This window comes from Flavobacterium sp. UGB4466 (assembly GCF_903469665.1).
In the GTDB taxonomy this organism is placed as follows: Bacteria; Bacteroidota; Bacteroidia; order Flavobacteriales; family Flavobacteriaceae; genus Flavobacterium; species Flavobacterium lipolyticum.
Map to the genome: position 1 here is coordinate 114382 of NZ_CAGKLC010000002.1, position 25573 is coordinate 139954.

Below are 25573 nucleotides of genomic sequence, written 5' to 3' on the forward strand. Positions count from 1 at the left end.
ATGGAAAGTTTTAGAACAGAAATAGAAAATCCGGTAGTTCAGAAAGAGATTATCGATTTAGAAAAAAAGATTCATTTGTTCCGTGGAGGAAAAATTGATGATGAGCGTTTTCGTAGTCTTCGTTTAGCACGTGGAATCTATGGACAACGTCAGGAAGGTGTTCAAATGATTCGTATTAAATTGCCTTATGGTAAAGTAACCAGCGAACAATTGATCCGTATTACAAAAGTTTCTGATGAATATTCTACAGGGCGTCTCCACATTACAACACGTCAGGACATTCAGATTCACTATGTAAGTCTGGACAGAACTCCGGAACTTTGGGCAAATCTGGCCAAAGACGATGTTACTTTGCGTGAAGCTTGTGGTAACACTGTTCGAAATATTACAGGAAGCGAATTGGCAGGTGTGGATGTAAACGAACCGTTTGACGTTTCGCCTTATGCACATGCTCTATTTCAATATCTTTTAAGAAACCCTATCTGTCAGGAAATGGGACGTAAATTTAAAATTTCGTTCTCGTCCTCTGATGAAGATACCGCTTTGAGTTATTTACATGATTTAGGATTTATTCCAAAAATTGTAAATGGTGAGCGTGGTTTCAAAATCATGTTTGGTGGAGGTTTAGGTTCTCAGCCTGCTCATGCCGAATTACTTTCCGAATTCGTTCCGGCAAATCAGATCATTCCAACAGCAGAAGGAATCGTTCGTATTTTTGATCGATACGGTGAACGTGCTAAAAGAATGAAAGCCCGTATGAAATTCCTGATCAAAGAAATGGGAAGAGATGTTTTCCTTGATCTGGTTGAAAAAGAGAAAAAAGCAATCGCTTTTGAAACGTACGAAATTGACACCACAGCTTTTGACGGATCAATTCCGGAACCGTTATTAGAAGTGCCACAAGTTGCCATTGAAGATCAGGCAGCATACGAAGCCTGGAAAAAATCAAATGTAATTGCTCAAAAGCAGGAAGGTTATTATGCTATTGGAATCAAAGTTTTATTAGGAGATTTTTACACCGATAAAGCCCGATTATTAGCCGATTTAATTAAAAATTACGCCGCAAATGAACTTCGTTTTTCATTGCGTCAGAATATTGTAATACGTCATGTGAAAGAAGCGAATTTACCTTTCTTCTATCAGGAATTGGCTAAGCTGAACTTTGTTCATTTAGGATATAATTCAACGGCAGATATTACAGCATGTCCGGGTACAGATACTTGCAATTTGGGGATTGCAAGTAGTACCGGAATTGCAGAAGAATTAGAAAAAGTATTAAGTGCTGAATATCCTCAATATTTAAACAATCGTGAAATTGAAATCAAAATCAGTGGTTGTATGAATGCTTGTGGGCAGCATAATATGTCGGCAATTGGTTTCCAGGGAATGTCAATCAATTCCGGAAAATTGGTAGCTCCGGCTTTACAGGTTTTGTTAGGCGGAGGAAGATTAGGAAACGGAGCCGGTCGTTTTGCCGATAAAGTAATTAAAGTACCTAGTCGTAGAGGTCCGGATGCGTTGCGTACGATCTTAAATGATTTTGATACCAATGGAAGCGGACAAAAGTTTCTGGATTATTATGATACAAAAGGCGAGAAATATTTCTATGAAATCTTAAAACCTTACGCTGATGTAACCAATTTAACAGAAGCTGATTTCGTAGATTGGGGTAATGCAGACAATTATGTAAAAGCAGTTGGAGTTGGAGAATGTGCCGGAGTGGTAATTGATTTGGTGGCGACCTTATTGTTAGAAGCCAAAGACAAATTAACATTCGCACAGGAATCTTTCGACGAAAATAAATGGTCAGATGCTATTTACCATGCTTACGCCGGATTTGTAAACGGTGCAAAAGCTTTATTGCTTTCTGAAAACGAAAAAACAAACAATCATGCAGGAATCGTTGATTTGTTTGATACCGTTTTCATTGCAACCGGTAAAATTGAACTGGCAACATCATTCAGAGAATTAGTGTATCAAATCAATGCAATACAACCTTCAGAAGCATTTGCAAAACAATACATTCAGGAAGGAATTGCATTTTTTGATACGATAGAAAAATATAGAGCTCAACAATTAGAAAATGCTTAATATCAAACCAAAAGTAACTTTAGTTGGTGCGGGTCCCGGTGATCCGGATTTGCTTACGCTGAAAGCGGTAAAAGCACTTGCTGGAGCGAATGTGGTTTTGTATGATGCATTGGCCAATGAAGAGATATTAGCCCACGCTCCTAAAAATGCGATTCGGATTTTTGTTGGAAAAAAAATAGGCAATCATGCTTACACGCAGGATCAGATCAATCAATTGATTGTGGATAATGCTTTGACCTACGGAAATGTAGTCCGTTTAAAAGGTGGTGATCCGTTTATTTTTGGACGTGGAAGTGAAGAAATTGAATTCATCGAAAGTTTTGGAATCGAGACGTTCGTGGTTCCCGGAATATCTTCGGTAGTGGCAGTTCCGGCAAGCCAAGGCATATCAATCACCAAAAGAGGGGTTTCCGAAAGTTTTTGGGCCATAACAGGTACAACTTCTGACAGGAAATTATCTTCAGACGTTGCTTTAGCTGCACAGTCCTCTGCAACAGTCGTAATTTTGATGGGGATGCACAAGCTGCCTCAGATTATTGATTTGTTTCAAAAAGAAAACAAAGGAAATTTGCCCGTTGCGATCATTCAAAATGGAACAATGCCCGATGAAAAAGTGGGTGTAGGAACGGTAAATTCGATTCTGGAAATTGTAGAAGAGAAGAAACTGAGTTCGCCGGCAATTATTGTACTTGGAGAAGTTGTTCGCGAAAGCAATAAACTAAAAGGATTTTTCGAAGAATTTCTGTCCAAAGAAATGATGAGATAAAGTGCCGTAAAAATGATTCCTCACATAATCTTGATTTTCAGTCGGTAAAATGTCTTGGGTATAAAATTGGGTTTTTAGCCTGATGAAAGCAAAAAATCATCTAATTTTGATTGGATGAAATTGAATTAAAATGGAACAAAACGAATTATATCCTGTATTCCTGAAGCTTCATAATCTAAATGTTCTGATTGTTGGCGGAGGAAATGTAGGATTGGAAAAGCTCTCTTTTTTATTAAAGTCGAGTCCCAATGCAAATGTTGAGGTGGTAGCGCCAAATTTTCATTTAGAAATAAAGGTTTTGGCTGAGAAACATCCTTCGATTACATTGACAAAATCGAAGTTCAAAAAGAAAATGCTCAAAAAACGCCACATGGTAATTGCCTGTACCGATGATTTAAAAGTCAATAAAAGGGTATACGAATTATCCCGAAAGCGTTATTTGATTTGCAATATTGCAGATACACCGGATTTATGTGATTATTATTTAGGTGGAATCGTAACCAAAGGCAATGTGAAAATTGCCATTTCGACCAACGGAAAATCGCCAACAACAGCCAAAAGACTTCGGGAGTTTTTTGAAGAGGTAATTCCAGAGGATATCAATAAAATGGTCGAAAACCTTAATGAATATCGAAAGACATTAAAAGGTAATTTTGAAGAGAAAGTGAAAAGAATGAACGAGATCACAGCTTCATTGAAAAATAAGGAATAGTAATAGTTCCGAAAGAACGGTTCGTATGGTAACGTCGGGTTTTAACCCAATGGATAAACGAAATAACCGCTTCAATAAAAAATAAAGAGTAAAAAATTCCGCAAGGAAATCAATGACAAAAATCATTGAAATTAGAATAAATTATTCGTTCCTTTGCATTATTAAGAATGATTATAAACAACAACATAATGATTAAAACAGATATACTTATAATTGGAGCAGGCCCAACAGGATTATTTGCCGTTTTCGAGGCAGGATTATTAAAATTAAAATGTCATATTTTAGATGCTTTACCACAGGCGGGAGGACAACTTTCAGAATTGTATCCAAAAAAACCTATTTATGATATTCCTGGATTCCCTGAAGTATTGGCAGGAGATTTAATCGACGGACTGATGGAGCAAATCAAACAATTTGAGCCTGGTTTTACGTTAGGAGAGCGTGCAGAAACGATTGAGAAACAAGAAGACGGAAGTTTTATTGTAACTTCAAATAAGGGAACTAAATTTCACGCACCGGTTATTGCTATTGCAGGAGGTTTGGGAAGTTTTGAGCCACGTAAACCACTTATTGAAGATATCGAGTTTTACGAGGATAAAGGAGTAAAATATTTCATCAAAAATCCGGAGAAATTCAGAGACAAAAAAGTTGTAATCGCCGGAGGAGGAGATTCAGCCTTGGACTGGAGTATCTTTTTAGCGAATGTAGCTTCAGAAGTTACTTTAATTCACCGTAGAAATGAATTTAGAGGAGCTTTAGATTCTGTAGAAAAAGTACAGGAATTGAAGACAGCCGGAAAAATTAAATTAATCACGCCGGCAGAAGTGATCGGAATCAATGGTGCTGAGCACGTTGAATCATTAGATATCGAAGAAAACGGAGCACACCGTAAAATCGAAACAGACTATTTTATTCCGCTTTTCGGATTAACACCTAAATTAGGACCAATCGGAGACTGGGGATTAGAAATCGAGAAAAATGCCATTAAAGTAAATAATGCATTAGATTACCAAACTAATATTCCGGGAATCTTCGCTATTGGAGACGTAAATACTTACCCAGGAAAATTAAAACTGATTCTTTGTGGATTCCATGAAGCTACTTTAATGTGTCAGGCCGCTTATCAAATCATCAATCCGGGTAAAAAATACGTTTTAAAATACACTACAGTTTCAGGTGTAGATGGTTTCGACGGAACTCGTAAAGAAGCTCCAAAAGCAGTTGTTAAGGCGATAGTTTAATTCTAAGGGGCTGAGGTACTGAGGTGCTAAGGTTCTAAGATTTTATATAGAGAAAGCTCGAACTTTTAGTTTGGGCTTTTTTTATTTGTATCTTTGTAATTATAAATTTTGAGTATCATGGATTTAGAGGCTAGAAAATATCAATTTATTCAGAAATTGTTTAAGGTGGAAGATGAGAGTGTTTTAGAGAAACTAGAATTGGTTTTGAAAGCAAATCAAGATGATTGGTTTGATGAATTATCAGAATTGGAGAAAAATGAAATTCAAATTGGATTAGACCAAGCCGAGAAAGGTGAATTTATAAGCCATGAAGATGTCATGAAAAGGTTTTCGAAATGGCATTAAAATTTATTTGGACTTCCCAAGCTGTAAAAGGCTTTAATAAAGTTGTCGATTATCTTGAAGCGAAATGGACGGCAAAAGAAATCTCAAATTTAGAAAATAAAATTCAGCAAGTACTAAATCAAATCAGTCTGAATCCGGAACAATTTCCAAAATCTGAAAAATACAGTTCACTACATAAAGCAATTGTAGACAAAAATAATTATTTAGTTTACCGCGTAAATAAGGAAGCTAATACTGTTGAAATTATCAATTTTAGAGGAACAAAGCAGAAGCGCAATTACTAAGCAAACTTAAACTTAGAAACTCAGTATCTTAGAGCCTTAGTTTCTAAGTACCTTAAAAAGAACCTTAGCATCTCAGAAACTTTAAAAAACACTTGCAATTGTTGAGACTATGTCTTTACTTTGCACTGTTCTTAAAATTATTGAAAGTTATCACGAAAGGCGGAGGGAAAGACCCAATGAAACCTTAGCAACCCTTTATCATAAAGAAGGTGCTACATTCTACTTAATACAACATCTTTGTATTCAAGATAGATAACACAAATACATTACACGTATTTCTCAAACTTTTCCTGACAATCTTACAATATTATTTTACTGAATTCAGTATCATGAGCGAATCATTAACGCATTTTTTTGTGCTTAATCTTTCCTGCTTTTTGTTGCGAACTTTTTAGATCTGACAGCTTTATTTAAACTGTTGGATTTAAAGTGAAAATAGAATTAATAAAAAAACTTAGCATCGTAGAACCTCAGTGTCTTAGTGGCTAAAAGAATAAAGATATGTCAATAACAATTCAGGAAGCAATAAAAAAAAATATCCTAATCCTTGACGGAGCAATGGGAACGATGTTGCAGCGCTATAATTTCTCGGAAGAAGATTTTAGAGGAGAGCGTTTCAAAGATTTTCCGCATCCGTTAAAAGGAAACAACGATTTACTATCCATAACACAACCACAAGCAATCCGCGATGTCCATGCCGCTTATTTTGAAGCTGGTGCAGACATCGTAGAAACCAATACTTTTTCAGGAACTACGATCGGTATGGCCGACTATTTCCTGGAAGATTTGGTTTATGAACTGAACTACGAATCGGCGAAAATTGCCCGTGAAGTAGCGGATGAATTCACTGCTAAAAATCCGGACAAACCACGTTTCGTAGCGGGTTCTATCGGACCAACAAACCGTACGGCAAGTATGTCACCGGACGTAAACGACCCGGGGTACAGAGCTGTAACGTTTGATGATTTGCGAATTGCCTACAAACAACAGGCAGAAGCCTTAATGGACGGTGGATGTGATTTACTTTTGGTAGAAACCATCTTTGATACGCTAAATGCCAAAGCGGCACTTTTTGCCATCGAAGAAGTAAAAGAAGAACGCAATCTGGATATTCCAGTCATGGTTTCAGGAACCATCACCGATGCTTCGGGAAGAACACTTTCAGGACAGACGGTTGAAGCATTCCTGATTTCAGTATCACATATTCCGTTATTGAGTGTAGGGTTCAATTGTGCTTTAGGGGCCGATTTGCTAAAACCATACTTGAAAACCTTATCACAGCATACACAGTTTAATGTTTCGGCTCATCCAAATGCAGGTCTGCCAAACGCTTTCGGGCAATATGATGAAACTCCGGAACAGACACAAGCCTTAATCAAAGAATACTTAGACGATAACTTAATCAATATTATTGGAGGCTGTTGCGGAACTACTCCAGATCATATTCGATTAATTGCTGAGGTGGCGAAGGACTATAAACCGAGAGTAGCGCCGGTTTTGGGATAAGATGGTTGAAAAAACAACATTGGCGGATCTAAGCGAATGGGGAAAAATAATTGTTCCCTTGACGATAATTGGGGTATTATTCTTTTCTATAAGAAACTCCAATATTGAGAATGAGAAATTTAAAAAGCGGCTTACAGAAGAAACGATCGGATTATCGACCAGAATAGAATACCACAATAAAACACGTGGTTTGAAATACTATTTTTATGTGAACAAAAAGATTATATCAGAATGTTCATTAAGAAGTGAAGACTATGATAAAGATTTATCGGGCAAGTTTTATAAGATAAAATATAATCCGAATAATCCGGAAGAGAATGAGCTTATTCTGGATGGAGAATTGTTACCGGATTCACTTTCGCTTGTTAAAGCGGGCTTTGTAAAAACTAAATATTATATATATGATGCAGGTGTAACCTGCAAATACATAGAAAAATCAAAATGGAAATAAATGTTCCGTTAGGAACAACATATCGGTAACGAATATACCTACAAGTTTTTAAAAACCTTATAGGAGACCAATAAGAATAGAAAACTCAGAACCTAAGAATCTTAGGAACTTAGTACCTTAAGAAAAATGACAGAAAATAGAAGAGACCTTGTATTATCAGGATTAGAACCGTTAATTATTACACCAACCAGTGTTTTTGTGAACATTGGTGAGCGTACGAATGTGACGGGTTCAAGAAAATTCCTGCGTTTAATCAAGGAAGAGAAATATGATGAGGCACTTGATATCGCAAGGCAGCAAGTAGAGGGAGGAGCACAGATCATCGATATTAATATGGATGAGGGAATGCTTGACGGAGTTCAGGCAATGACTAAATTTTTGAATTTAATTGCATCAGAACCGGACATTTCGAGAGTGCCTATTATGATCGACAGTTCGAAATGGGAAATCATTGAAGCGGGTCTTAAAGTAGTACAGGGGAAAAGTGTTGTAAACTCGATTTCATTAAAAGAAGGAGAAGAAGCCTTTATCCATCATGCTAAATTAATCAAGCGTTACGGTGCTGCAGCCATAATCATGGCTTTTGATGAAGTAGGTCAGGCTGATAATTATGACCGAAGAGTTGAAATTTGTCAGCGTTCGTATGATATCTTAGTGAACAAAGTTGATTTTCCTCCACAGGATATCATTTTTGATTTGAATATTTTTCCGGTTGCGACCGGAATGGAAGAACACCGTTTGAATGCTCTGGATTTCTTCAGAGGAACAAAATGGGTTCGCGATAATTTGCCTCATGCGCATATTAGTGGGGGAGTAAGTAATGTTTCGTTTTCTTTCAGAGGAAACGATACCGTTCGTGAGGCGATGCACTCGGTATTTTTGTACCATGCGATCAAGAACGGAATGACGATGGGAATCGTGAATCCGGAAATGCTTTCGATTTACGACGATATTCCAAAAGATTTACTGGAACACGTTGAAGACGTAATTCTGGACAGACGTGACGATGCAACCGAACGACTTTTAGATTTTGCCGAGAACGTAAAAGGAGAAGTAAAATCAGATGAAAAAGCAATTCAGGAATGGCGTTTGGGAACCGTTCAGGAGCGTATTACGCACTCATTGGTTAAAGGAGTGGATGCTTTTATTGAAGAAGATGTAGAAGAAGCACGTTTGGCTGCTACAAAACCAATTGAGGTAATCGAAATCAATTTGATGACCGGAATGAATGTCGTGGGAGATTTGTTCGGAAGCGGAAAAATGTTCCTGCCACAGGTAGTAAAATCGGCGCGTGTAATGAAAAAAGCCGTAGCCTATTTATTGCCTTATATCGAAGCGAGTAAACAAGCGGGAGACAAGCAAGGAAACGGAAAAATCCTGATGGCTACTGTAAAAGGAGATGTTCACGATATTGGTAAAAACATTGTTTCGGTAGTTTTAGCCTGTAACAATTACGAGATTGTAGATCTTGGAGTTATGGTGCCTCCGGAGAAAATTATTGCCGCTGCGATAGAACACAATGTAGATATCATTGGTCTAAGCGGATTGATTACACCTTCGCTTGACGAAATGGTGTATTTGGCCAAAGAATTAGACAAACAAGGAATTAAAATTCCGATTATGATTGGTGGAGCAACCACTTCAAGGGCGCATACAGCTGTGAAAATTGCACCACAATACAGAGAAACGGTTATTCACGTAAACGATGCTTCGAGAGCGGTTACTGTTGCCGGAAATCTGTTAGATCATAACCGTAAAATATATGCAAGCGATATTCGTGCAGAGTACGATTCTTTTAGAGAAACATTTTTGAATCGTTCGAGAGATAAGAATTTCTTAAGCATTGAAGATGCGCGTAAAAACAAATTACAATTGGATTGGGAAAATTTCAATCCGGTGAAGCCAAATATCATTGGGGAACAAATTGTTGAAGTAGAGCTGGATGTTTTGGTTCCGTATATTGACTGGACACCGTTTTTCAGAACCTGGGAATTGTTTGGTAAATATCCGGCAATATTAACCGATGAGGTTGTAGGGAAAGAAGCGACTTCTGTTTTTGAAGATGCACAGGCGATGCTGAAAGTAATTTTAGCAGAGAAAAAACTATCTGCAAAAGGGATCTACGGAATATTTCCGGCCAATCAGATCAACGATGATGATATCGAATTGACAGATGAAAACGGAAAACCGTTACAGACCTTTTTGACTTTACGCCAGCAATCGCAAAAAACAAAAGGTGCGCCAAATATTGCATTAGCCGATTTTATCGCTCCGAAAGAAAGCGGGAAAGTGGATTATATGGGAGCATTCTGTGTAACAACCGGTTTTGGTGTTGATGAATGGGCAGCTGAATTTGAAAAAGATCTGGACGATTACAATTCGATTATGGTCAAAGCATTAGCGGATCGTTTTGCCGAGGCTTTCGCTGAATATCTTCATGAAAAAATACGTAAAGAAATCTGGGGGTATTCATCAGAGGAGAGTTTAACTAACGAAGAAATGATTTCTGAAGAGTACAAAGGAATCCGTCCTGCTCCGGGTTATCCGGCATGTCCTGACCATTTGGAGAAACCAACAATCTGGAAACTTTTAAATGTAGAAAAAGAAATAGGTGTAACACTAACCGAAAGCATGGCGATGTGGCCGGCTTCATCCGTTTCAGGATACTATTTTGGAAATCCGGAAAGTAAATATTTCGGACTGGGGAAAATAAAAGAGGATCAGGTAGTCGACTATGCCAAACGACGCAGTGTTTCAACCGACTATGCCATGAAATGGTTGAACCCTAATATAGCAGATTAAAATAGAGTCATAAAGTCAAAAGTCTTAAAGTCTCCAAGAAAGTGACTTTCGACTTTGGACATTAAGACTTTAGACTAAAAGAATATTTGATTTATGTTTTTTGATTCAGATTTTTTACACCATTTTCCAAAACTCATAACTCATAACTCATAATTAAAAAATGAAAGTAACAGAACATATAGAAAACGCGAAGGGAAATACATTATTCTCGTTTGAACTTATTCCGCCTCAAAAAGGGAAGAGCATTCAGGAATTGTATGATAATATTGATCCGTTGATGGAATTTAAACCGCCATTTATTGATGTCACCACTTCGCGTGAAGAATATATCTATATTGATAAAGGAAACGGACTGTTAGATAAAAAGCTAACGCGTATGCGTCCGGGAACGCTTGGAATTTGTGCTTCTATAAAACACAAATACAATGTTGATACGGTGCCACATTTGCTTTGCGGAGGATTTACGCAGGAAGAAACCGAATACATGCTGGTAGATTGTCAGTATTTAGGAATCAATAATGTAATGGCACTTCGCGGTGACGCTATGAAAGACGAACAATCTTTTGTGCCAAAAGCCGGTGGGAATAGTTACGCTATTGATTTGGTGCGTCAGATCAATAATTTAAACAGCGGAAAATACCTTCATGAATTAATGGATGCTGATAATAAAGCCGATTTTTGTATAGGTGTTGCGGGGTATCCTGAAAAACACCTCGAATCTCCTTCTTTGCAATCTGATCTAAAAAGACTGAAAGAAAAAGTAGATGCAGGAGCGGATTATGTCGTGACCCAAATGTTTTTTGATAATGCTAAATATTTTGCCTTTGTAGAAAAAGCAAGAGAAATTGGCATCACAATTCCGATTATTCCCGGAATCAAGCCCATTGCGGTTCAAAGACATTTACAGATTTTACCTCAGATTTTTAGAATCGATTTGCCGGAGGATTTAATTGATGCTGTAGATAAATGTAAAAACAATGCCGAAATCAAGCAGGTCGGAATCGAGTGGGCCGTTCAGCAATCATTAGAATTAAAGGCTGCGGGAGTTCCTGTTTTGCATTATTACTCAATGGGGAAATCAGAGAATATCCGCCAGATTGCAAGGCAGATTTTTTAAGACTTTAAGCATATGGTTTGTCCTTTCGACCCAAGGGAGAAATCACACTCGCTAATCGACAAAGATTGGTACTTTGTTTTGCGGAGCTAATAGTGCGATTTGCTCCCCCTATTCGCTATTGCTCGAGTCTCCTTTCGCTCGAAAGGACAAAATTTTACCGATAATTACTTTTTAGGATTAATTTTGAATTTATTTTAAAGATGATGAAAAAAGAAGAATTACAGGCAATAGCCGCTCAGCTAAAGCATCCTACAGGAGAAAAAGGAATAGAAATGGCGAATATGATGCATGAAACCAACATCAATATGACGCGTCATTCCGTTCAAAATCTGCACGTAATATCGGGAAATGCAATTTTAGAATTAGGCCACGGAAATGCCGGACATTTAGAGTATGTACTAGAGCAGGCTCAGGATCTGACTTACTACGGACTTGAAATGTCGGAGTTAATGTGTCAGGAAGCACAACAAATTAATATCGCTTTTGTAGCTAAAAAACAGGCTCACTTTTCTCTTTATAACGGAACCAATATTCCATTTGAAGAAGCCTCTTTTGATAAAATATTCACGGTAAACACCATTTACTTTTGGCAGGAACCGGAGAAGTTACTCTCAGAAATTTACAGAGTTTTAAAACCGGAAGGTACTTTTTGCATCACCTTTGCCGAAGAAAGTTTTATGAAACAGCTTCCTTTTACTCAGTTCGAATTCAATCTGTACAGTACTGAAAAAGCGGAAAGTTTGATTGAAAAAACAGCTTTCCAAGTTGTGCATAAAGAAACACTGACTGAAAAAGTAAAAAGTAAAATGGGTGAGTTGGTAGACAGAGCTTTTACTACTTTGGTTTTAGGCAAACGTTGATCCCCCAATCTTCTTCACCGTATTTTTTTGCATATTTTCATAGATTCCGGAGGAATTTGACTCTTTGGGATTAAAAATTTTCACAGTTAATTTTAGTACTCTTTTTTTGAGTAATTTAATTGACTTTATTTTATGTTGCTATTTCGGAATGTAATCCGCTAAAATTATGGAGATTAAAAAGATCGATTTTCTAAAAAGTTACAGCAGTATTCTATTGCTTTTGGGAGGAATCCTGCTTGGAAGTATTTTAGGATTGGTTTTCAAAGAAAAAGTGGAGGTTATAAAACCTCTTGGAGATATTTTCCTTAACCTGCTCTTTACGGCCATTATCCCTTTAATTTTCTTTACCATTGCGTCTTCAATTGCCAGTCTGGAAAGAACAGAGAAATTGGGCAAACTGTTTGTAATCATGGTTCTGGTTTTTTTAAGCACCATTTTAATTTCGGCAATTGTGATGATTTTAGCAGTATATCTTTTTCCAATCCATCAGAATATTATAGTGTCTAAAGTCCCGATAGAAAACATCCAATCAGGAAGTATTGGCGAGCAAATAGCACAGCTGGTTACCGTAAATGATTTCTTTGAATTGCTGTCCCGAAAAAGTATGCTGGCGCTTATTATCTTTTCTTTTTTAATAGGTTTTGCGAGTCTGCAATCCGGAGAAAAAGGAAGCGCTTTCAGAAGTTTTCTGGATTCCGGTAACGAAGTCATGAAGCAGCTTTTGAACCTTATTATGAAATTAGCTCCAATTGGTTTGGGGGCTTATTTTGCCTATCAGGTTGGAGTTTTTGGTCCGCAATTGTTTGGTGTTTATGCCAAACCTTTAGGGGTTTATTATGCGGCCTGTATTTTCTATTTCTTTGTGTTTTTTAGTTTGTACGCCTTAGTGGCCGGAGGGAAAAGAGCTTTTGTGGTATTTTGGAGCAATAATATCACACCCGCTTTAACGGCGGTTGGAACCTGCAGCAGTATTGCCACCATCCCTGCGAATCTGGAAGCCGCTGAGAAAATGAACATTCCTAAACACGTTCGCAATTTGGTCATTCCGCTTGGAGCGCCCTTGCATAAAGACGGTTCAAGTATGTCTTCTATCCTTAAAATAACCGTTCTTTTTGCCATGTTTGGAAAAGATTTTACGGCGCCTTCGACCCTACTTTTAGCGCTTGGAATTACCGTAATCGTTTCAATTGTAGAAGGAGGAATTCCAAATGGAGGTTATATTGGAGAAGTTCTGGCCATCACAGTTTACGGACTGCCAATGGAACAAGCCCTGCCGGTTGCCATGATTTTAGGAACTCTCGTCGACCCGATAGCGACTTTGCTAAATGTCAATGGAGATCTCATTTGTTCGATGGTGGTCTCGAGGTTTTCCGAAAAAACGAAGTGGTAGCGGGCTTCCTTCATAGCAAAAAAAAAAAAGGACTTAACCTATAGGAGCATCGATTTTAGGATGTGAAATGTGAAAAGAATGTCTAAAAGAAATACATTCTTTTTCATGCCCTTTCTGTGTTTTATTAAAAGTGAAACGACTTAATTTCAAGCAGAAAGCTATGTTTCTATGTGTTAAAATAAATTATACCCAACGAATTAACTTAAATACTAAAATCAGTGTTAATCTGCTTAACCTGTAAAATCCGTGTGCTAATTTTTAGCAGTAAGGAAGTCTTACAGCTAGGCATAAAAAAGTAGTTTACAATGAATTCAATACTTCAAAATGATCTGAACGATCTTGAAAACATTCTGGAAAAAGCAAAACAGCACGGAATAGCGTTTTTGGACAATCTTGAAAACGTTCCAACTTCCAGTAAAAACACAATGGATCCAACCCGAAAACTAAACGAGAAAGGCTTAGGGTCATTAGGGGCTTTGGAAGAATTTAAGGAGAGACTGGCGCCATTGATGGTAGCTTCTCCGGGGCCGAGGTATTTAGGTTTTGTTACCGGAGGATCAACGCCAGCTTCTATTGTAGGCGATTGGCTGTCTACAGTTTACGATCAGAATACCCAGGCAGTTAAAGCGCAGGGAGGAACTTCGGCCCTAATCGAGTTTGAGGCCATTCATTTATTGCGACAGTTATTAGAGCTTCCGGAATCTTTTTTAGGGGGATTTGTGACTGGAGCGACCATGTCAAATTTTACCTGCTTAGGGGTGGCTAGACAGTGGATTGGTGCCCAGTCAGGAAAAGATTTTGCTAAAAACGGAGTTTCCGGAGCCATACCGATCTTAACTGCGACACCTCATTCTTCATCCATAAAAACACTATCGATGCTGGGAATTGGAAGTAATAATTATACGGTACTTAAAACAGCAGAAGGCAATAGAGAAGCTATTGATATCGACGACTTGCAGAAGAATATAGAAAGTTTAAGTGGAGAGCCGTTTATCCTGATTTCGAGCGCGGGAACGGTTAATACAGCCGATTTTGATGATTTTACAGCTATTGCAAAACTTAGAGAAAAATACAATTTCTGGTGGCATATTGATGCCGCTTTTGGTGGTTTTGCAGCAGTTTCCGAAAAATTCAAACACCTTACAGATGGCTGGGAAGGTGCAGACAGTATTACAATTGATTGCCATAAATGGTTAAACGTGCCTTATGAAAGTGCTTTTTATTTAATTAAAAAAGAGCATGTTGGACTGCAAATCGAGACGTTCCAAAATTCTAATGCGCCTTATTTAGGGAATCCTCTGGAGAATTTTAACTATCTGAACGTATTGCCTGAAAATTCACGCCGATTAAGAGCTTTACCGGTTTGGTTCTCTTTATTGGCTTACGGAAAAGAAGGATTTAAAGACATCATTGAGAAAAGTACGGCATTGGCACTGCATTTTGCAAACGCCCTTATCGAAGATGAGAACTTCGAACTGTTGGCTCCAATCCGACTGAATAATGTTTGTTTTACATTAAAAGGAGACCATAATCAGGAGCATGTAAGTGCGTTTTTGACGCATTTAAATGATACAGGAAAGGTGTTTATGACGCCAACGGTTTATCAGAACCGAAAAGGTATTAGAGCGTCTTTTGTCAATTGGCGCACTACTGAAAATGATATCAAAATAATTATCGAAGAGATAAAAAAGACTATTTCTGAATTGGATTTTTAATTCGATAGTTTAAATTTTTAAAGCTCGATTAGATGCTAATCGGGCTTTTTTTTGCCCTTTTTTGAAAATTTGAAGTGCGGTCAGTTTGGATTTTTTAATTTTCGCCTCATGATTTCTTAAGGAAAGCTTAAGTAAAATTTAATTATTCTTTAAGAATTGACTTGTTTGTTATATTTTCTTTTGGTTAAAAGTTAATTACTATTCTTATTTAGAATAATTAAAAATAACTTGGAAAAAACCTTTTGAGAGCCTAATTTTGTTGCTAATTTAATTTTCAAACCAAAATTTATTAGATGCAAATAAGTAGATTAATGTCCTTGATCGTCCTTTTTTTTATTTCACTTCAAGGGTATTCACAAAAGGACAAAGTAAATTTAACAGGAGTTATTGTTAATCATCTTGGGAAAACTGCCGAAGGAGTTTCGGTAGCTTTAAAAGGAACAGCATACAGTACACTGACGAATAATAAAGGGGAGTATAAAATTAGTGCCAAGCCAGGAAATTATGTTTTGCTGGTTACACATGTGGGTTATAAAACCACAGAAACGGCAATTTTTCTAAAGCTGGGAGGAAAGCCTACTCAGGATATTACGATGGAAGAAGATATGGCAGCTTTAAACGAAGTTGCAGTAACAGGAAAGTCCAAAGTTCAAAGAGTGCGAGAACAGGCATATAATATTACAGCCATAGATTTAAAGAAAACCTACAATACGTCTGCGGATTTAAATCAGGTGTTGAATAAAACCACAGGAGTCCGCATTCGGGAATATGGAGGACTGGGATCGGCTTTTAATTTTTCACTGAATGGTTTCTCCGGGAATCAGGTTAAATTCTTTTTAGACGGAGTGCCTATGGACAGTTATGGTTCAGCTCTTACACTGAATAATATTCCGGTAAACATGGCTGAACGCATTGATGTGTACAAAGGTGTTGTTCCTATTGAGTTAGGAGCAGATGCACTTGGGGGAGCTGTTAATATCGTGACCAACAAAAATGTAAACCGTTACATCGATGCTTCTTATAGTTACGGATCGTTTAATACTCACAGAGCAGCAATAAACACGAGATTCTCCGGTCGTGATGGTTTTATTGCCAATATTAACGCTTTTGCAAATTATGCCGACAATGATTATAAGGTAGATGTAAGTGTGGTGGATAAAAATACCTCGAAGTTTTTACCGGAACAAAAATACAAGCACTTCCACGATGGGTATAAATCGGGAACGATAATGGCTGAAGCCGGATTTAAAAACAAAAGTTTTGCTGATTATCTGCTTGTTGGTTTTGCGGTAGCCGGTAACAAGAAGGAAATTCAGCAGGGTAAAACAATGCAAACTGCCATTGGACAGGCTTTTATGGATAGTGAGAGTTTTATTACGTCTTTAAAGTATAAAAAAGACAACCTGTTTACGAAAGGGTTATCTGTAAATATTAGTTCGACTTATGCTTTAGTAAACAGTCGTTCTATAGATACCTCGTCAAGAGTGTACGATTGGACAGGAAACTACGTATACAGGCAGTTTTCAGGGGCTAATGACAAAGGAGAATTGAGTAGTAGCAAAACGCTGTACATTTATGATGAAACAAATGCTCAGTTAACATCAAACTTGAAATATCAATTGAGTGAACAACATATCGTAATGCTAAATTATTCTTATCAGGACTATAGACGTAAACAATCAAACGAATATCTTAAGGTTGTTGATCTTGGCAGACCAGGGATTACTAAAAATATTTTAGGATTAAGTTACAATTTTAGCAGTTTGGATAATAGGTTAGCCATTTCAGTTTTTGGAAAAATATTTGATTTAGGTACTGAGATGATTTCTAATAGTATAATCCAGTCTTCATCATCTACAAATTACGGTTATGGTGCAACTTCGGCTTATCGTTTATCCGATAAACTTCAAGTAAAGGGATCTTATGAACATGCTTATCGTTTACCTTCAGCTGAAGAAATGTTGGGTAATGGATTAACCATAATTAGTAACACAGGATTAAAACCTGAAAATAGTGACAATGTTAATTTAGGTTTAGCTTTTCTTACTCAAAAAAAGAACAATCAAATTAGCGCCGAAACGAGTTTGATTTACAGGGAAGCAAAAGATTTTATAAGAGAACAAGAGTTAGTTAACATTTCTGTTTATGAAAATCTGGCAAATGTTCAAATAACGGGGGTTGATGGTGTTCTGAGATACGCATACAAAGACTTCGTAAATTTTGAAGTAAACGGAACCTATCAAAAAAGCCTAAACAGAAACAAATTTAAAAAGGGAACAACCAGTCCTGATGTATTGTATAATGCGCAATTACCCAACGTTCCAATCTTCTACGGGAACGCTGACCTGACGTTTAATTTTAAAAATATCAGGTATCAGGACGATAAACTTTCTTTAAACGTAAGTGCCAATTATATCGATGCTTTTTACCTGACATGGCCGGTACTGGGAAGTCTGGAAACCAAAAAAGCTATTCCGGAACAATTTACACAAAACGCTATGGTTGCCTATTCTTTTTTAAACGGCAAATACAATTTGGCTTTCGAATGCCGAAATATTACCGACATAAAGGTATACGACTATTTTAAGGTTCAAAAACCGGGACGTGCTTTTTCAGTAAAGTTCAGATACTTTCTACAGTAATTTAAATAATAATCCTAAATAATTATAATCATGTTTGTAAACAAATTCGCAAAATGCTTTGCATTGGCTTTTCTGTCATGCTCTATCTTTTCATGCAGCAGTGATGATTCCTCTAAAGATGAAACACCAACTGTAAACGGAACTAAATATGTAGCATCTTACTGGCTGGCCGATTATACGCAGTATATATTAGATTTTAATTCTACTGATCAGTTAATGACTGGAGAAATTAGTGCAAAAGGAGTTGGAATTGAGCAGGGAGGAAGTTGTTTTCCTGTGAACAATACATTTTTTGCTTTAAGTACAGAAGACGAAGGGTCGGTATCGTTTCGTCTGAACAATTCCGGAAAGCTGGGAGCGGGAGATAAGATTTCTTTCGAGTCATCGTATGCTGTAGGTTATACAGATGATAAAAAGCTGATCAATATTGGTGCTACCTGGGACGGTAGTTCATCTGATTACGAATTGATGATTTACAACCCTGCTACTGTTTCTATCGATGCCCGTAAGTTCAACGATTTTAGTGTGAATCCAACCAATAAAAAAATATTATACTGGCCAACAGGAGCGGCAGTGTCAGGAGATAAACTTTTTGTTCCGGTGTATACCAAAGATGTAAGCGACGGAACCAATAAAGTATTATCATCTGATGCTACTATGAGAGTGTACAAATACCCTTCTTTAGAATATGTAAGCACCATAAAAGATGCCAGAACAACTGCAATTGGTCTTTATTATACCAATACTGGAATTGTTCAGACAGAATCAGGGGATATTTATACGTTCTCGTCTAATGCACGTGCAGGAGGTTATCCGGTTACGGGTGTTTCATCAGGAGTTTTACGTGTTAGAAAAGGCGATGCCAAGTTTGACCCGGGTTACTTTTTCGATCTTCAGTCAAGTACGTTAAAAGGGAAAGTTCTTGCCGCTTATCCTTTAGGAGGAGAGAAAGTTTTCATCTCCTATATCCCTACCGAAGTTGACGCTGCCAATTCTGTGTACAGCTTCCTTAACACAAAAACAATTTTCAAATCGGCAATATTGGATTTATCTGCTAAAACAATCTTAGCAGTTACGGGATTGCCGGATCATGGCGGAGATGAATTCTTCGGGTTGGGAAGTATGTTTGTAGAGAACGGAAAAGCATACAAAAGTTTTGTAACAGGCGATCAGGCTCGTGTGTACCAAATTGATATTGTAACCGGTACTGCAAAAGCGGGTGCACTTATTAAAGAAGGTCTTTATTTGCCTTCAATTGGTAAACTTACCTACTAAATTACCACATTTTTAAGCGGCTTGAGGATTACTAAAAATCCTCAAGCCGTTTTATTTATAAATTTTGTCTTAGTTTCAAATTACTATTTTAATGAATATTATTAAAAACCGCACGGGTAAACCACCCAATAAAGGAAAATCACGCTTTAGTAAAATCAATGCCTGGCTGCACTTATGGCTGGGACTCGCTTCCGGAATAATTGTATTTATCATGGCAATTACCGGCTGTATTTTGGTTTTTGAACACGAAATCAAAGAGTTTACCTCTCCCTGGCTCAATGTCGAGGCTCAAAGTCCTGAGCACTTATTACCCCCTTCTCAAATTTATGCAGCAGTTCAAAAAGTACTGCCCAACAAAGAAATTCATGGTTTCTGGTATAATGGTTTAGACAAATCAGTTAAAGTTGATATCGAATCGGATTCGTTGATTTATGTAAACCCCTATAACGGTAAAATTACCGGGATGGTCGATCATGAAGATTTCTTTCACATAATCGATGAAGGACATCGGAATCTTTGGCTGGAGCGGGATATTGGAGCACAGATAACCGCCTGGGCAACCTTTATTTTCTTCTTTTTATTGATTAGCGGACTACTATTGTGGTTTCCGAAAAAGTGGAACAAAACAACCATTAACAGCAGTTTTAAAATAAAGTGGGAGGCTAAGTTCAAACGCCTCAATTATGATTTGCACAATGTAATGGGGTTTTATGTGCTCATTTTGGCAGTATTGATTTCTTTTACCGGATTGTTAATGAGTTTTCATTGGCTAAGAGAAAGTACCTACTGGATTAGTGGAGGATGGGCAGAGGTAAAAGAGCAGACCGTTTCGGTTAAAAAAGAGCCCTTGTCCAAAGAACAATTAGACAAACTGACTGCTGTAGATTTTATTTGGAAAAAGGTTCGGACGGAAATTGCCAAAGAAAACAAAGAAGCGGTTATCATTCATTTTCCCGATGATCCGAAAGAAGATTTTTACGCCTGTACGGACATGTACAAAGGTATTTGGAGAGATCTGTATTTTGACTCCAAAACGCTTGAATTACTTCCAAAATCAGAAAAATATATTGGTAATGAGCGTTTTTCAGATTGGTTGATGCGATCCAATTACAGCCTTCATATTGGTGCAATAGGAGGATTGTCGACCAAAATAATTTATTTCATCGGCAGTTTAATCTGCGCCAGTTTACCAATTACCGGATTTTACATCTGGTGGGGCAGAAAGAAAAAGCAAAAATCAAAAGCTTAGTGTTGATTTGATTTTAGCCGTTTTGTATTAGTTAGTTTCCTTAAAGTCTTTTGTGTGAAGTGAAATTCCTCAAAAGACTTTTTTTTGGCTTTGTCGGACTTCGACTTCGCTCAGTCTGACACGTCAGGCAAAGCGAAGTTGTTTTTTTTGTATGCAGGATTACTTTTTTTGGGGGACTTTGGCTTCGCTCAGTCTGACACGTCAGGCAAAGCGAAGTTGTTTTTTTGTATGCAGGATCACTTTTTTTTGGGGACTTCGGCTTCGCTCAGTCTGACGAAGTTTTCAATATTATTTTCAAGGTCCTTTTATTTGTGGCAGTGTGCTGCAGGAGAAATATAGATTTAAGATTTTTGATTAATGATTTTTGATCTGTCGATGGTCAATAGTGAAATGGTCAATTTTGTACAGCTCTAAACATCTGAAATCAAAAAACGTTAATCTTCATTCTGAAATTTTGTGGCATTATGACATTTTCCGAAGTTTGTGGGTGTGGCTTTATGGGACATTTACAATTAGAAAATAAAAAGAGCCTGCTAACTACAAACAGGCTCTTTCATTCAAAAAAAAAACAAAAACAAGGAAACTAAAGATCCAAATATTAAATTCTGTACGTAAAGGCTATAGTAGCAATACGGTTGTCCAGATCATATCTTTTATTGATGCTCGTTTGAGCTATGACTGAATTGATGTGAAAATTATTGGTATTAAAAATGTCCGTAATATTAAATTTGATACTTCCTTTCTTAGCCAGTACCTGTTTCGAGATTCCAATACTAAAATCAAAAAAAGCATCTCTTTCATAAATACCAAGATTCGATCTGGATTGATATTGTGCGTTAGCTTCAGCTTTCAGGCTTTCGGTGATCGTAAAAGAGTTCTGAACACTTAAGTTTAAAGTGACAATAGGATTAATTTTATCCATATTGACCACATTCCCCATAAACTTATTCTCGAAAATGTTGAATAGTGTATTAACAGACCACCATTTGTAAATTTCGGCTGTGTTGGTAATATTCACACCATAATTAAAGGATTTGCTCACGTTAATTTGGGAAGTTACAGTAGTGTTGTTGGCGGGATTGTAATCGTAAACCTCTGTAAAAACATCTTTGGTTTTACTGAAATACAACGAAGCCATAAAAGCACTTTTCCAGGCGTATCCAATTTCTGTCGAATGTGTAATCTCAGGAACCAAATTCGGATTTCCCTGTGAATAATTAAAAGAATCATCGTAAAAACGAAACGGATTTAAATCAAACTGACTCGGTCTGTTGATTCTTTTACTATAAGACGCATGTAGAGAATGATTGCTGTTCAACTCGTATTTTAAAGAAACACTTGGAAACCATTTTAAATAATCGTCTTTGTGGGTTTCATTTAAGGTTTTTTGTAGTATCTCAATCGCAGTATATTCTGTTCTTAATCCTCCCTGAATATTTAGATTTTCCAGTTGGTATTTGTAATTGGCGTAGGCAGCATAAATTTGTTCTTTGTACTCAAAATGATTGGTTGAGTTAGGATCAACGATCCACTGATTATTGTCGTAATACTCGTAAACTGATGGATTGTCATTGTTTTTAACGCTGGCTTTAGCGCCCCATTCGATAGACTGCTTTTCCTTTAACGGATTGACGAAATCAATTTTTCCTGTAAAAACACTCAATTGCGACGGAATGAACCCCCTGCGATCATTAATGTTAGCTGCAATAGCTGGATCTATATTTTTTGCACTCTGAAACTGATTCGATCTGAACTTTGACGTTTCATACTCGAAATCAAAAGACATGTTTTTGCCCTCGGTATTAAATTTATGAACTCCTGAAAAACCATAGGTATAATCATTCCACTTTTCTTTACTGTCGTTGAAGGTTAAAGCATCAAATTGCAGCTGATTTGAAGCATTTAGCAGTGTATTTCTTCCGTTAGCAATGTTCTCGTAACGCCCCAGTTTGGCATCGACATACACTTCTAAATTCGTTTTAGGAGAAACTTCGTAGGTAGTTCCAATTTTAAAATTATTAGAAGTCAGCGGTTCGTCTGTAACCGAGGTCTGATGGTTTTTTGTTGAAATAGTCTGACGTGTATTATCAGTATATTGAATCTGATCGAATTCTTTACGTTCTTCCTCACCTCTAAAAGTGTAACTGTAATTTCCGTAAACGCCAAATTTTTCTTTGTTGTAGCTTAAATTAACCCCTGAATTGGTTCTGTTCTTACGGGCTCTTCCGTAGTTGGTGAATACCGTTCCTTTAAGTCCTCCCGCATTAGGTTTCTTTAAAATAATATTAATAATTCCGGCTTTACCGGTCGCATCATATTTAGAAGAAGGATTCGTAATCACTTCAATTTGTTTGATATTGGATGAGGTAGTTGACTTTAAATAATTGGCAAGTTCCTTTTGCGAAAGCTGTGTTAACTTGCCATTAATCATCACTCCGACACCTTGTTGTCCGCGAATCGATAATTCGCCGTCCTGAGAAACGACAACGCCCGGAGCACGGGATAAAACGTCTAAAGCAGTGCCGCCTTCAGAAACAATGCTGTTTTCTACATTAAAAACCAGTCGATCTGATTTCTGAGTATATAAAACCTTCTTTTTTGTGATTACAATTTCATCTAAAGCATTGATCGAGGTTTCGACAATGCTGTCTTTTCCTTTTTCCGTCTGTGAATATCCGTAGACTGAAAAGGCAAGTACAATAGATGTTATAATATTCTTCATGGTATTTTGGAATGATGGGGGTAAAGTAATTTTTGATTTTGGGTACGGAAGCTGTATGCTATTGCAGAACGAGCTGTTCGAGTTTATCAGAAAGGGTGTTTTGAAGAATTGTTAATCGGTTGGAGAGCTTGTATATCGAGGCTTTTATAGGAGGAAGTATTGAAAACATGAGTGATTATTTGAAGTTTCAGTTGTCAAATATAACACTATTTATAATAAGTCTAAATAAATATAGTTAAAATTTACGACAAATAATGTAAAACATTGATATTGAAGGGTTCCTGTTTTGAAAGAAAAGTGTAAAATCTGGTGAAATATTAAAAATTTGAGGAAAATGCCTGTAAAAACAAGACTTCACAGAGTTTGAGAAAATGGAAAAGGAGGAGAGGAATAAAAGCAGAAAAACCAACTTATTCTATAATAGAACAAATTGGTTTTTATTTTAAAAGGAAGTAAGGTTGGACTCCCTACTTTGTGATTTCTCTGAAAACGGCTTCGAGATTTTTATTTTTCTGGTTCAGTTGTAATGTTTTTAAGCCATTTTCATTGGCAAAATCAAAAATAGCCGGACGCATGTCTTTTTCAGAAACAAAAGTTAGTTCCCAGGTCATATCGTGTGTGTTTTTGTAGGCTGTAATATTTTCAAGTTTAGCCAGAAGCTGTTCTTCTACCTGATAATCAAATTCTACCTCAATCACTTGCTCCGCATTTTCAGATACCAGATGGTCTAATTTTTTGTCGGCAACAATTTGTCCTTTGTCAATAATAATGACACGATCGCAGATGGCTTCGACTTCTTGCATGATATGAGTAGACAGAAAAACGGTTTTATCTTTCCCTACATTTTTGATCACATTTCGAATTTCCATTAACTGGTTAGGGTCCAGTCCGGTAGTAGGTTCGTCCAGAATTAAAACCTCCGGATTGTGCAATAAAGCATTGGCAAGTCCCACGCGCTGGCGGTATCCTTTAGACAGCTGTCCTATTTTTTTATGACTTTCACCTGACAGTCCTGTCAGTTGAATGACTTCTTCAATTCTTGATTTTGGAACCTGATAAACATCGGCATTAAAAGCCAAATATTCACGAACATACAAATCCAGATACAACGGATTATGTTCCGGTAAATAGCCAATAGAACGTTGAACTGCCTTTGCGTCCGTCATGACATCATGACCGTTTACAAGGGCTGAGCCGTTATCTGCCAGTAAATAGGTCGTCAAAATTTTCATTAATGTAGATTTTCCCGCTCCGTTTGGCCCCAAAAATCCGACGATTTCTCCTTTTTCAATAGAGAATGAAATTTCATTTAACGCTTTTTGCGTTCCGTAACTTTTTGATATGTTGTTTACTGCTATCGACATGACTTTTTATTTGCTACAAAAGTAAACAGAAATACGCTCGATTGCTACATTTTTGTCTTTTAAAGAAATCATAAAAAAAATATAAAAGCCAGTCGTTACGGCATCGTTCTTGTTAAAAGGAAATCAAATTTAAAATAATTTATAATGAAAAAAATGTTGGTGGTTCTTGCATTAGCTATGGTTAGCTTTGCAAACGCACAAAAAGGAACAATCTTAGTTGGTGGTGGTATTGGTTACAAGTCTCAAACTACAACTTTAGGGAACAACGAGGTTAAAACGAATGAATTTGATTTTTCTCCAAAAGTTGGTTACCAATTTCACGACAACTGGACTGTAGGGGGTGAGGCTTCTTTTGGTTCAAGCAGAGACGAGCGTGGAGTAAACGAAGTGAAAAACAACACTACTAAATTAGGTGCATTTTTACGTTACACTATGCCATTGAACCAAACTTTCGCTTTCTTCGCTGAATTAGGAACAGGTTTTCAAAGTGCAAAACAAAAAACGTACACAGGACCAATGACTTCAACTGCTAAAGCAGACGGTATGTACATTGGTATTACACCAGCTCTTTTCATCGACATGAAAAAAGGTTTTGGTTTAAACTTTAACATTGGAGGTTTAGGGTACAACACTTTAAACTATGATAACAATGGACCAGAAGTTAAAAACTTCGATTTTAATTTTGGTAGAACATTTAACATTGGAGTTTCTAAAAACTTCTAATCTTAAATAGTATTCAATTTCAGAAAAGCATCCGCCACGGCGGGTGCTTTTTTTGTTTTCAGATTATCTTATGAAAAGTAAAATTTGTTGTTTAGCCCCGATAGAAGTGGTATCCTTTTGTGGCGGGGTTCGCCATAAAAGATATAACGGATAGCGGGACTGAAGGTCTTTTGAAAAAAAAAATCTTCTGCTGCTAAAAAAAAAGCCAACAATAGCGAAGTCGAAAAGAAATCATAACTACAAGAACTTCGACTTCGCCGGTTGGTACTAAAAACAACAACAAAATATATTTAAAATAAAAACTCGTTGCGCGAAATT

General features: G+C 37.0%; 19 protein-coding genes and 1 riboswitch. Of the genes, 17 read left to right on the top strand and 2 right to left on the bottom strand.

The genetic code is table 11. The features are described 5' to 3' along the window. From JO950_RS01205 to JO950_RS01280, 16 genes are all read left to right on the top strand, one after another. Positions 1-2091, top strand: coding sequence for a HEPN domain-containing protein (locus JO950_RS01205; RefSeq protein ID WP_202700683.1), 2091 nt, complete (start codon positions 1-3; stop codon positions 2089-2091). Continuing rightward, entirely contained in the window at positions 2084-2857 is a 774-nt protein-coding gene (cobA, locus tag JO950_RS01210) for a uroporphyrinogen-III C-methyltransferase (RefSeq protein ID WP_202700684.1), read from the top strand. The genes JO950_RS01205 and cobA overlap by 8 nt, the downstream gene beginning before the upstream one ends. Positions 2858-2987: 130 nt before the next feature. Further along, the gene (locus JO950_RS01215; protein ID WP_202700685.1) at positions 2988-3569 is read left to right on the top strand and encodes a bifunctional precorrin-2 dehydrogenase/sirohydrochlorin ferrochelatase; all 582 of its coding nucleotides are present in this window, start codon (positions 2988-2990) and stop codon (positions 3567-3569) included. Positions 3570-3757: 188 nt separating this feature from the next. Further along, positions 3758-4810 carry an NAD(P)/FAD-dependent oxidoreductase gene (locus JO950_RS01220; RefSeq protein ID WP_202700686.1) on the top strand — a complete coding sequence of 351 codons (1053 nt, stop codon included), beginning with the start codon at positions 3758-3760 and terminating at the stop codon, positions 4808-4810. 117 nt (positions 4811-4927) lie between these two features. Continuing rightward, positions 4928-5155: a hypothetical protein gene (locus JO950_RS01225; protein ID WP_202700687.1), complete on the top strand. Its 228-nt coding sequence runs from the start codon at positions 4928-4930 to the stop codon at positions 5153-5155. Beyond that, the gene (locus JO950_RS01230; protein ID WP_202700688.1) at positions 5146-5439 is read left to right on the top strand and encodes a type II toxin-antitoxin system RelE/ParE family toxin; all 294 of its coding nucleotides are present in this window, start codon (positions 5146-5148) and stop codon (positions 5437-5439) included. Before JO950_RS01225 ends, JO950_RS01230 begins: the two co-directional genes overlap by 10 nt. Before the next feature lie 144 nt (positions 5440-5583). After that, positions 5584-5698: riboswitch (SAM riboswitch) on the top strand. A 242-nt stretch (positions 5699-5940) separates the two neighbouring features. Further along, the gene (locus JO950_RS01235; RefSeq protein ID WP_202700689.1) at positions 5941-6945 is read left to right on the top strand and encodes a homocysteine S-methyltransferase family protein; all 1005 of its coding nucleotides are present in this window, start codon (positions 5941-5943) and stop codon (positions 6943-6945) included. 19 nt (positions 6946-6964) lie between these two features. Further along, positions 6965-7396 carry a hypothetical protein gene (locus JO950_RS01240; RefSeq protein WP_229999670.1) on the top strand — a complete coding sequence of 144 codons (432 nt, stop codon included), beginning with the start codon at positions 6965-6967 and terminating at the stop codon, positions 7394-7396. 126 nt (positions 7397-7522) lie between these two features. Next, positions 7523-10198, top strand: coding sequence for a methionine synthase (metH, locus tag JO950_RS01245; protein WP_202700691.1), 2676 nt, complete (start codon positions 7523-7525; stop codon positions 10196-10198). A 160-nt stretch (positions 10199-10358) separates the two neighbouring features. Then, positions 10359-11315 (top strand): methylenetetrahydrofolate reductase [NAD(P)H], encoded by a 957-nt coding sequence (metF, locus tag JO950_RS01250; protein ID WP_202700692.1) that lies wholly within the window; start codon positions 10359-10361, stop codon positions 11313-11315. Positions 11316-11515: 200 nt separating this feature from the next. After that, a complete protein-coding gene (locus JO950_RS01255) occupies positions 11516-12175 on the top strand; it encodes a class I SAM-dependent methyltransferase (protein WP_237732252.1) in 660 nt (219 codons plus the stop codon). Between the two features lie 166 nt (positions 12176-12341). Further along, a complete protein-coding gene (locus JO950_RS01260; protein WP_202700693.1) occupies positions 12342-13565 on the top strand; it encodes a dicarboxylate/amino acid:cation symporter in 1224 nt (407 codons plus the stop codon). 305 nt (positions 13566-13870) lie between these two features. Then, complete coding sequence (locus tag JO950_RS01265) at positions 13871-15280, top strand: pyridoxal-dependent decarboxylase (protein ID WP_202700694.1); 1410 nt, start codon at positions 13871-13873, stop codon at positions 15278-15280. A 293-nt stretch (positions 15281-15573) separates the two neighbouring features. Continuing rightward, complete coding sequence (locus tag JO950_RS01270; RefSeq protein WP_237732253.1) at positions 15574-17922, top strand: TonB-dependent receptor plug domain-containing protein; 2349 nt, start codon at positions 15574-15576, stop codon at positions 17920-17922. Positions 17923-17952: 30 nt separating this feature from the next. Further along, entirely contained in the window at positions 17953-19197 is a 1245-nt protein-coding gene (locus tag JO950_RS01275) for a DUF4374 domain-containing protein (protein ID WP_202700695.1), read from the top strand. 91 nt (positions 19198-19288) lie between these two features. After that, complete coding sequence (locus JO950_RS01280) at positions 19289-20446, top strand: PepSY domain-containing protein (protein WP_202700696.1); 1158 nt, start codon at positions 19289-19291, stop codon at positions 20444-20446. A gap of 598 nt (positions 20447-21044) precedes the next feature. On the opposite strand, the gene JO950_RS01285 is transcribed toward JO950_RS01280, so the two are convergent. Together JO950_RS01285 and gldA are read right to left on the bottom strand one after the other, a co-directional pair. After that, a complete protein-coding gene (locus JO950_RS01285) occupies positions 21045-23168 on the bottom strand; it encodes an outer membrane beta-barrel family protein (protein ID WP_202700697.1) in 2124 nt (707 codons plus the stop codon). Between the two features lie 467 nt (positions 23169-23635). Beyond that, positions 23636-24532, bottom strand: coding sequence for a gliding motility-associated ABC transporter ATP-binding subunit GldA (gldA, locus tag JO950_RS01290; protein WP_202700698.1), 897 nt, complete (start codon positions 24530-24532; stop codon positions 23636-23638). A 144-nt stretch (positions 24533-24676) separates the two neighbouring features. Here gldA and JO950_RS01295 point away from each other — a divergent pair, with 144 nt between their 5' ends. Further along, complete coding sequence (locus tag JO950_RS01295; protein WP_202700699.1) at positions 24677-25255, top strand: outer membrane beta-barrel protein; 579 nt, start codon at positions 24677-24679, stop codon at positions 25253-25255. Positions 25256-25573 lie beyond the last annotated feature (318 nt).

Bases quoted from the DNA above. Each gene is read 5' to 3' on its own strand.
- JO950_RS01280 (WP_202700696.1), top strand. From the start codon at position 19,289: ATGAATATTATTAAAAACCGCACGGGTAAACCACCCAATAAAGGAAAA.
- metH (WP_202700691.1), top strand. From the start codon at position 7,523: ATGACAGAAAATAGAAGAGACCTTGTATTATCAGGATTAGAACCGTTA.
- gldA (WP_202700698.1), bottom strand. From the start codon at position 24,532: ATGTCGATAGCAGTAAACAACATATCAAAAAGTTACGGAACGCAAAAA.
- JO950_RS01220 (WP_202700686.1), top strand. From the start codon at position 3,758: ATGATTAAAACAGATATACTTATAATTGGAGCAGGCCCAACAGGATTA.
- JO950_RS01295 (WP_202700699.1), top strand. From the start codon at position 24,677: ATGAAAAAAATGTTGGTGGTTCTTGCATTAGCTATGGTTAGCTTTGCA.
- JO950_RS01230 (WP_202700688.1), top strand. From the start codon at position 5,146: ATGGCATTAAAATTTATTTGGACTTCCCAAGCTGTAAAAGGCTTTAAT.
- JO950_RS01270 (WP_237732253.1), top strand. From the start codon at position 15,574: ATGCAAATAAGTAGATTAATGTCCTTGATCGTCCTTTTTTTTATTTCA.
- JO950_RS01260 (WP_202700693.1), top strand. From the start codon at position 12,342: ATGGAGATTAAAAAGATCGATTTTCTAAAAAGTTACAGCAGTATTCTA.
- JO950_RS01285 (WP_202700697.1), bottom strand. From the start codon at position 23,168: ATGAAGAATATTATAACATCTATTGTACTTGCCTTTTCAGTCTACGGA.
- JO950_RS01265 (WP_202700694.1), top strand. From the start codon at position 13,871: ATGAATTCAATACTTCAAAATGATCTGAACGATCTTGAAAACATTCTG.
- JO950_RS01205 (WP_202700683.1), top strand. From the start codon at position 1: ATGGAAAGTTTTAGAACAGAAATAGAAAATCCGGTAGTTCAGAAAGAG.
- JO950_RS01235 (WP_202700689.1), top strand. From the start codon at position 5,941: ATGTCAATAACAATTCAGGAAGCAATAAAAAAAAATATCCTAATCCTT.
- metF (WP_202700692.1), top strand. From the start codon at position 10,359: ATGAAAGTAACAGAACATATAGAAAACGCGAAGGGAAATACATTATTC.
- cobA (WP_202700684.1), top strand. From the start codon at position 2,084: ATGCTTAATATCAAACCAAAAGTAACTTTAGTTGGTGCGGGTCCCGGT.
- JO950_RS01225 (WP_202700687.1), top strand. From the start codon at position 4,928: ATGGATTTAGAGGCTAGAAAATATCAATTTATTCAGAAATTGTTTAAG.
- JO950_RS01275 (WP_202700695.1), top strand. From the start codon at position 17,953: ATGTTTGTAAACAAATTCGCAAAATGCTTTGCATTGGCTTTTCTGTCA.
- JO950_RS01255 (WP_237732252.1), top strand. From the start codon at position 11,516: ATGATGAAAAAAGAAGAATTACAGGCAATAGCCGCTCAGCTAAAGCAT.
- JO950_RS01215 (WP_202700685.1), top strand. From the start codon at position 2,988: ATGGAACAAAACGAATTATATCCTGTATTCCTGAAGCTTCATAATCTA.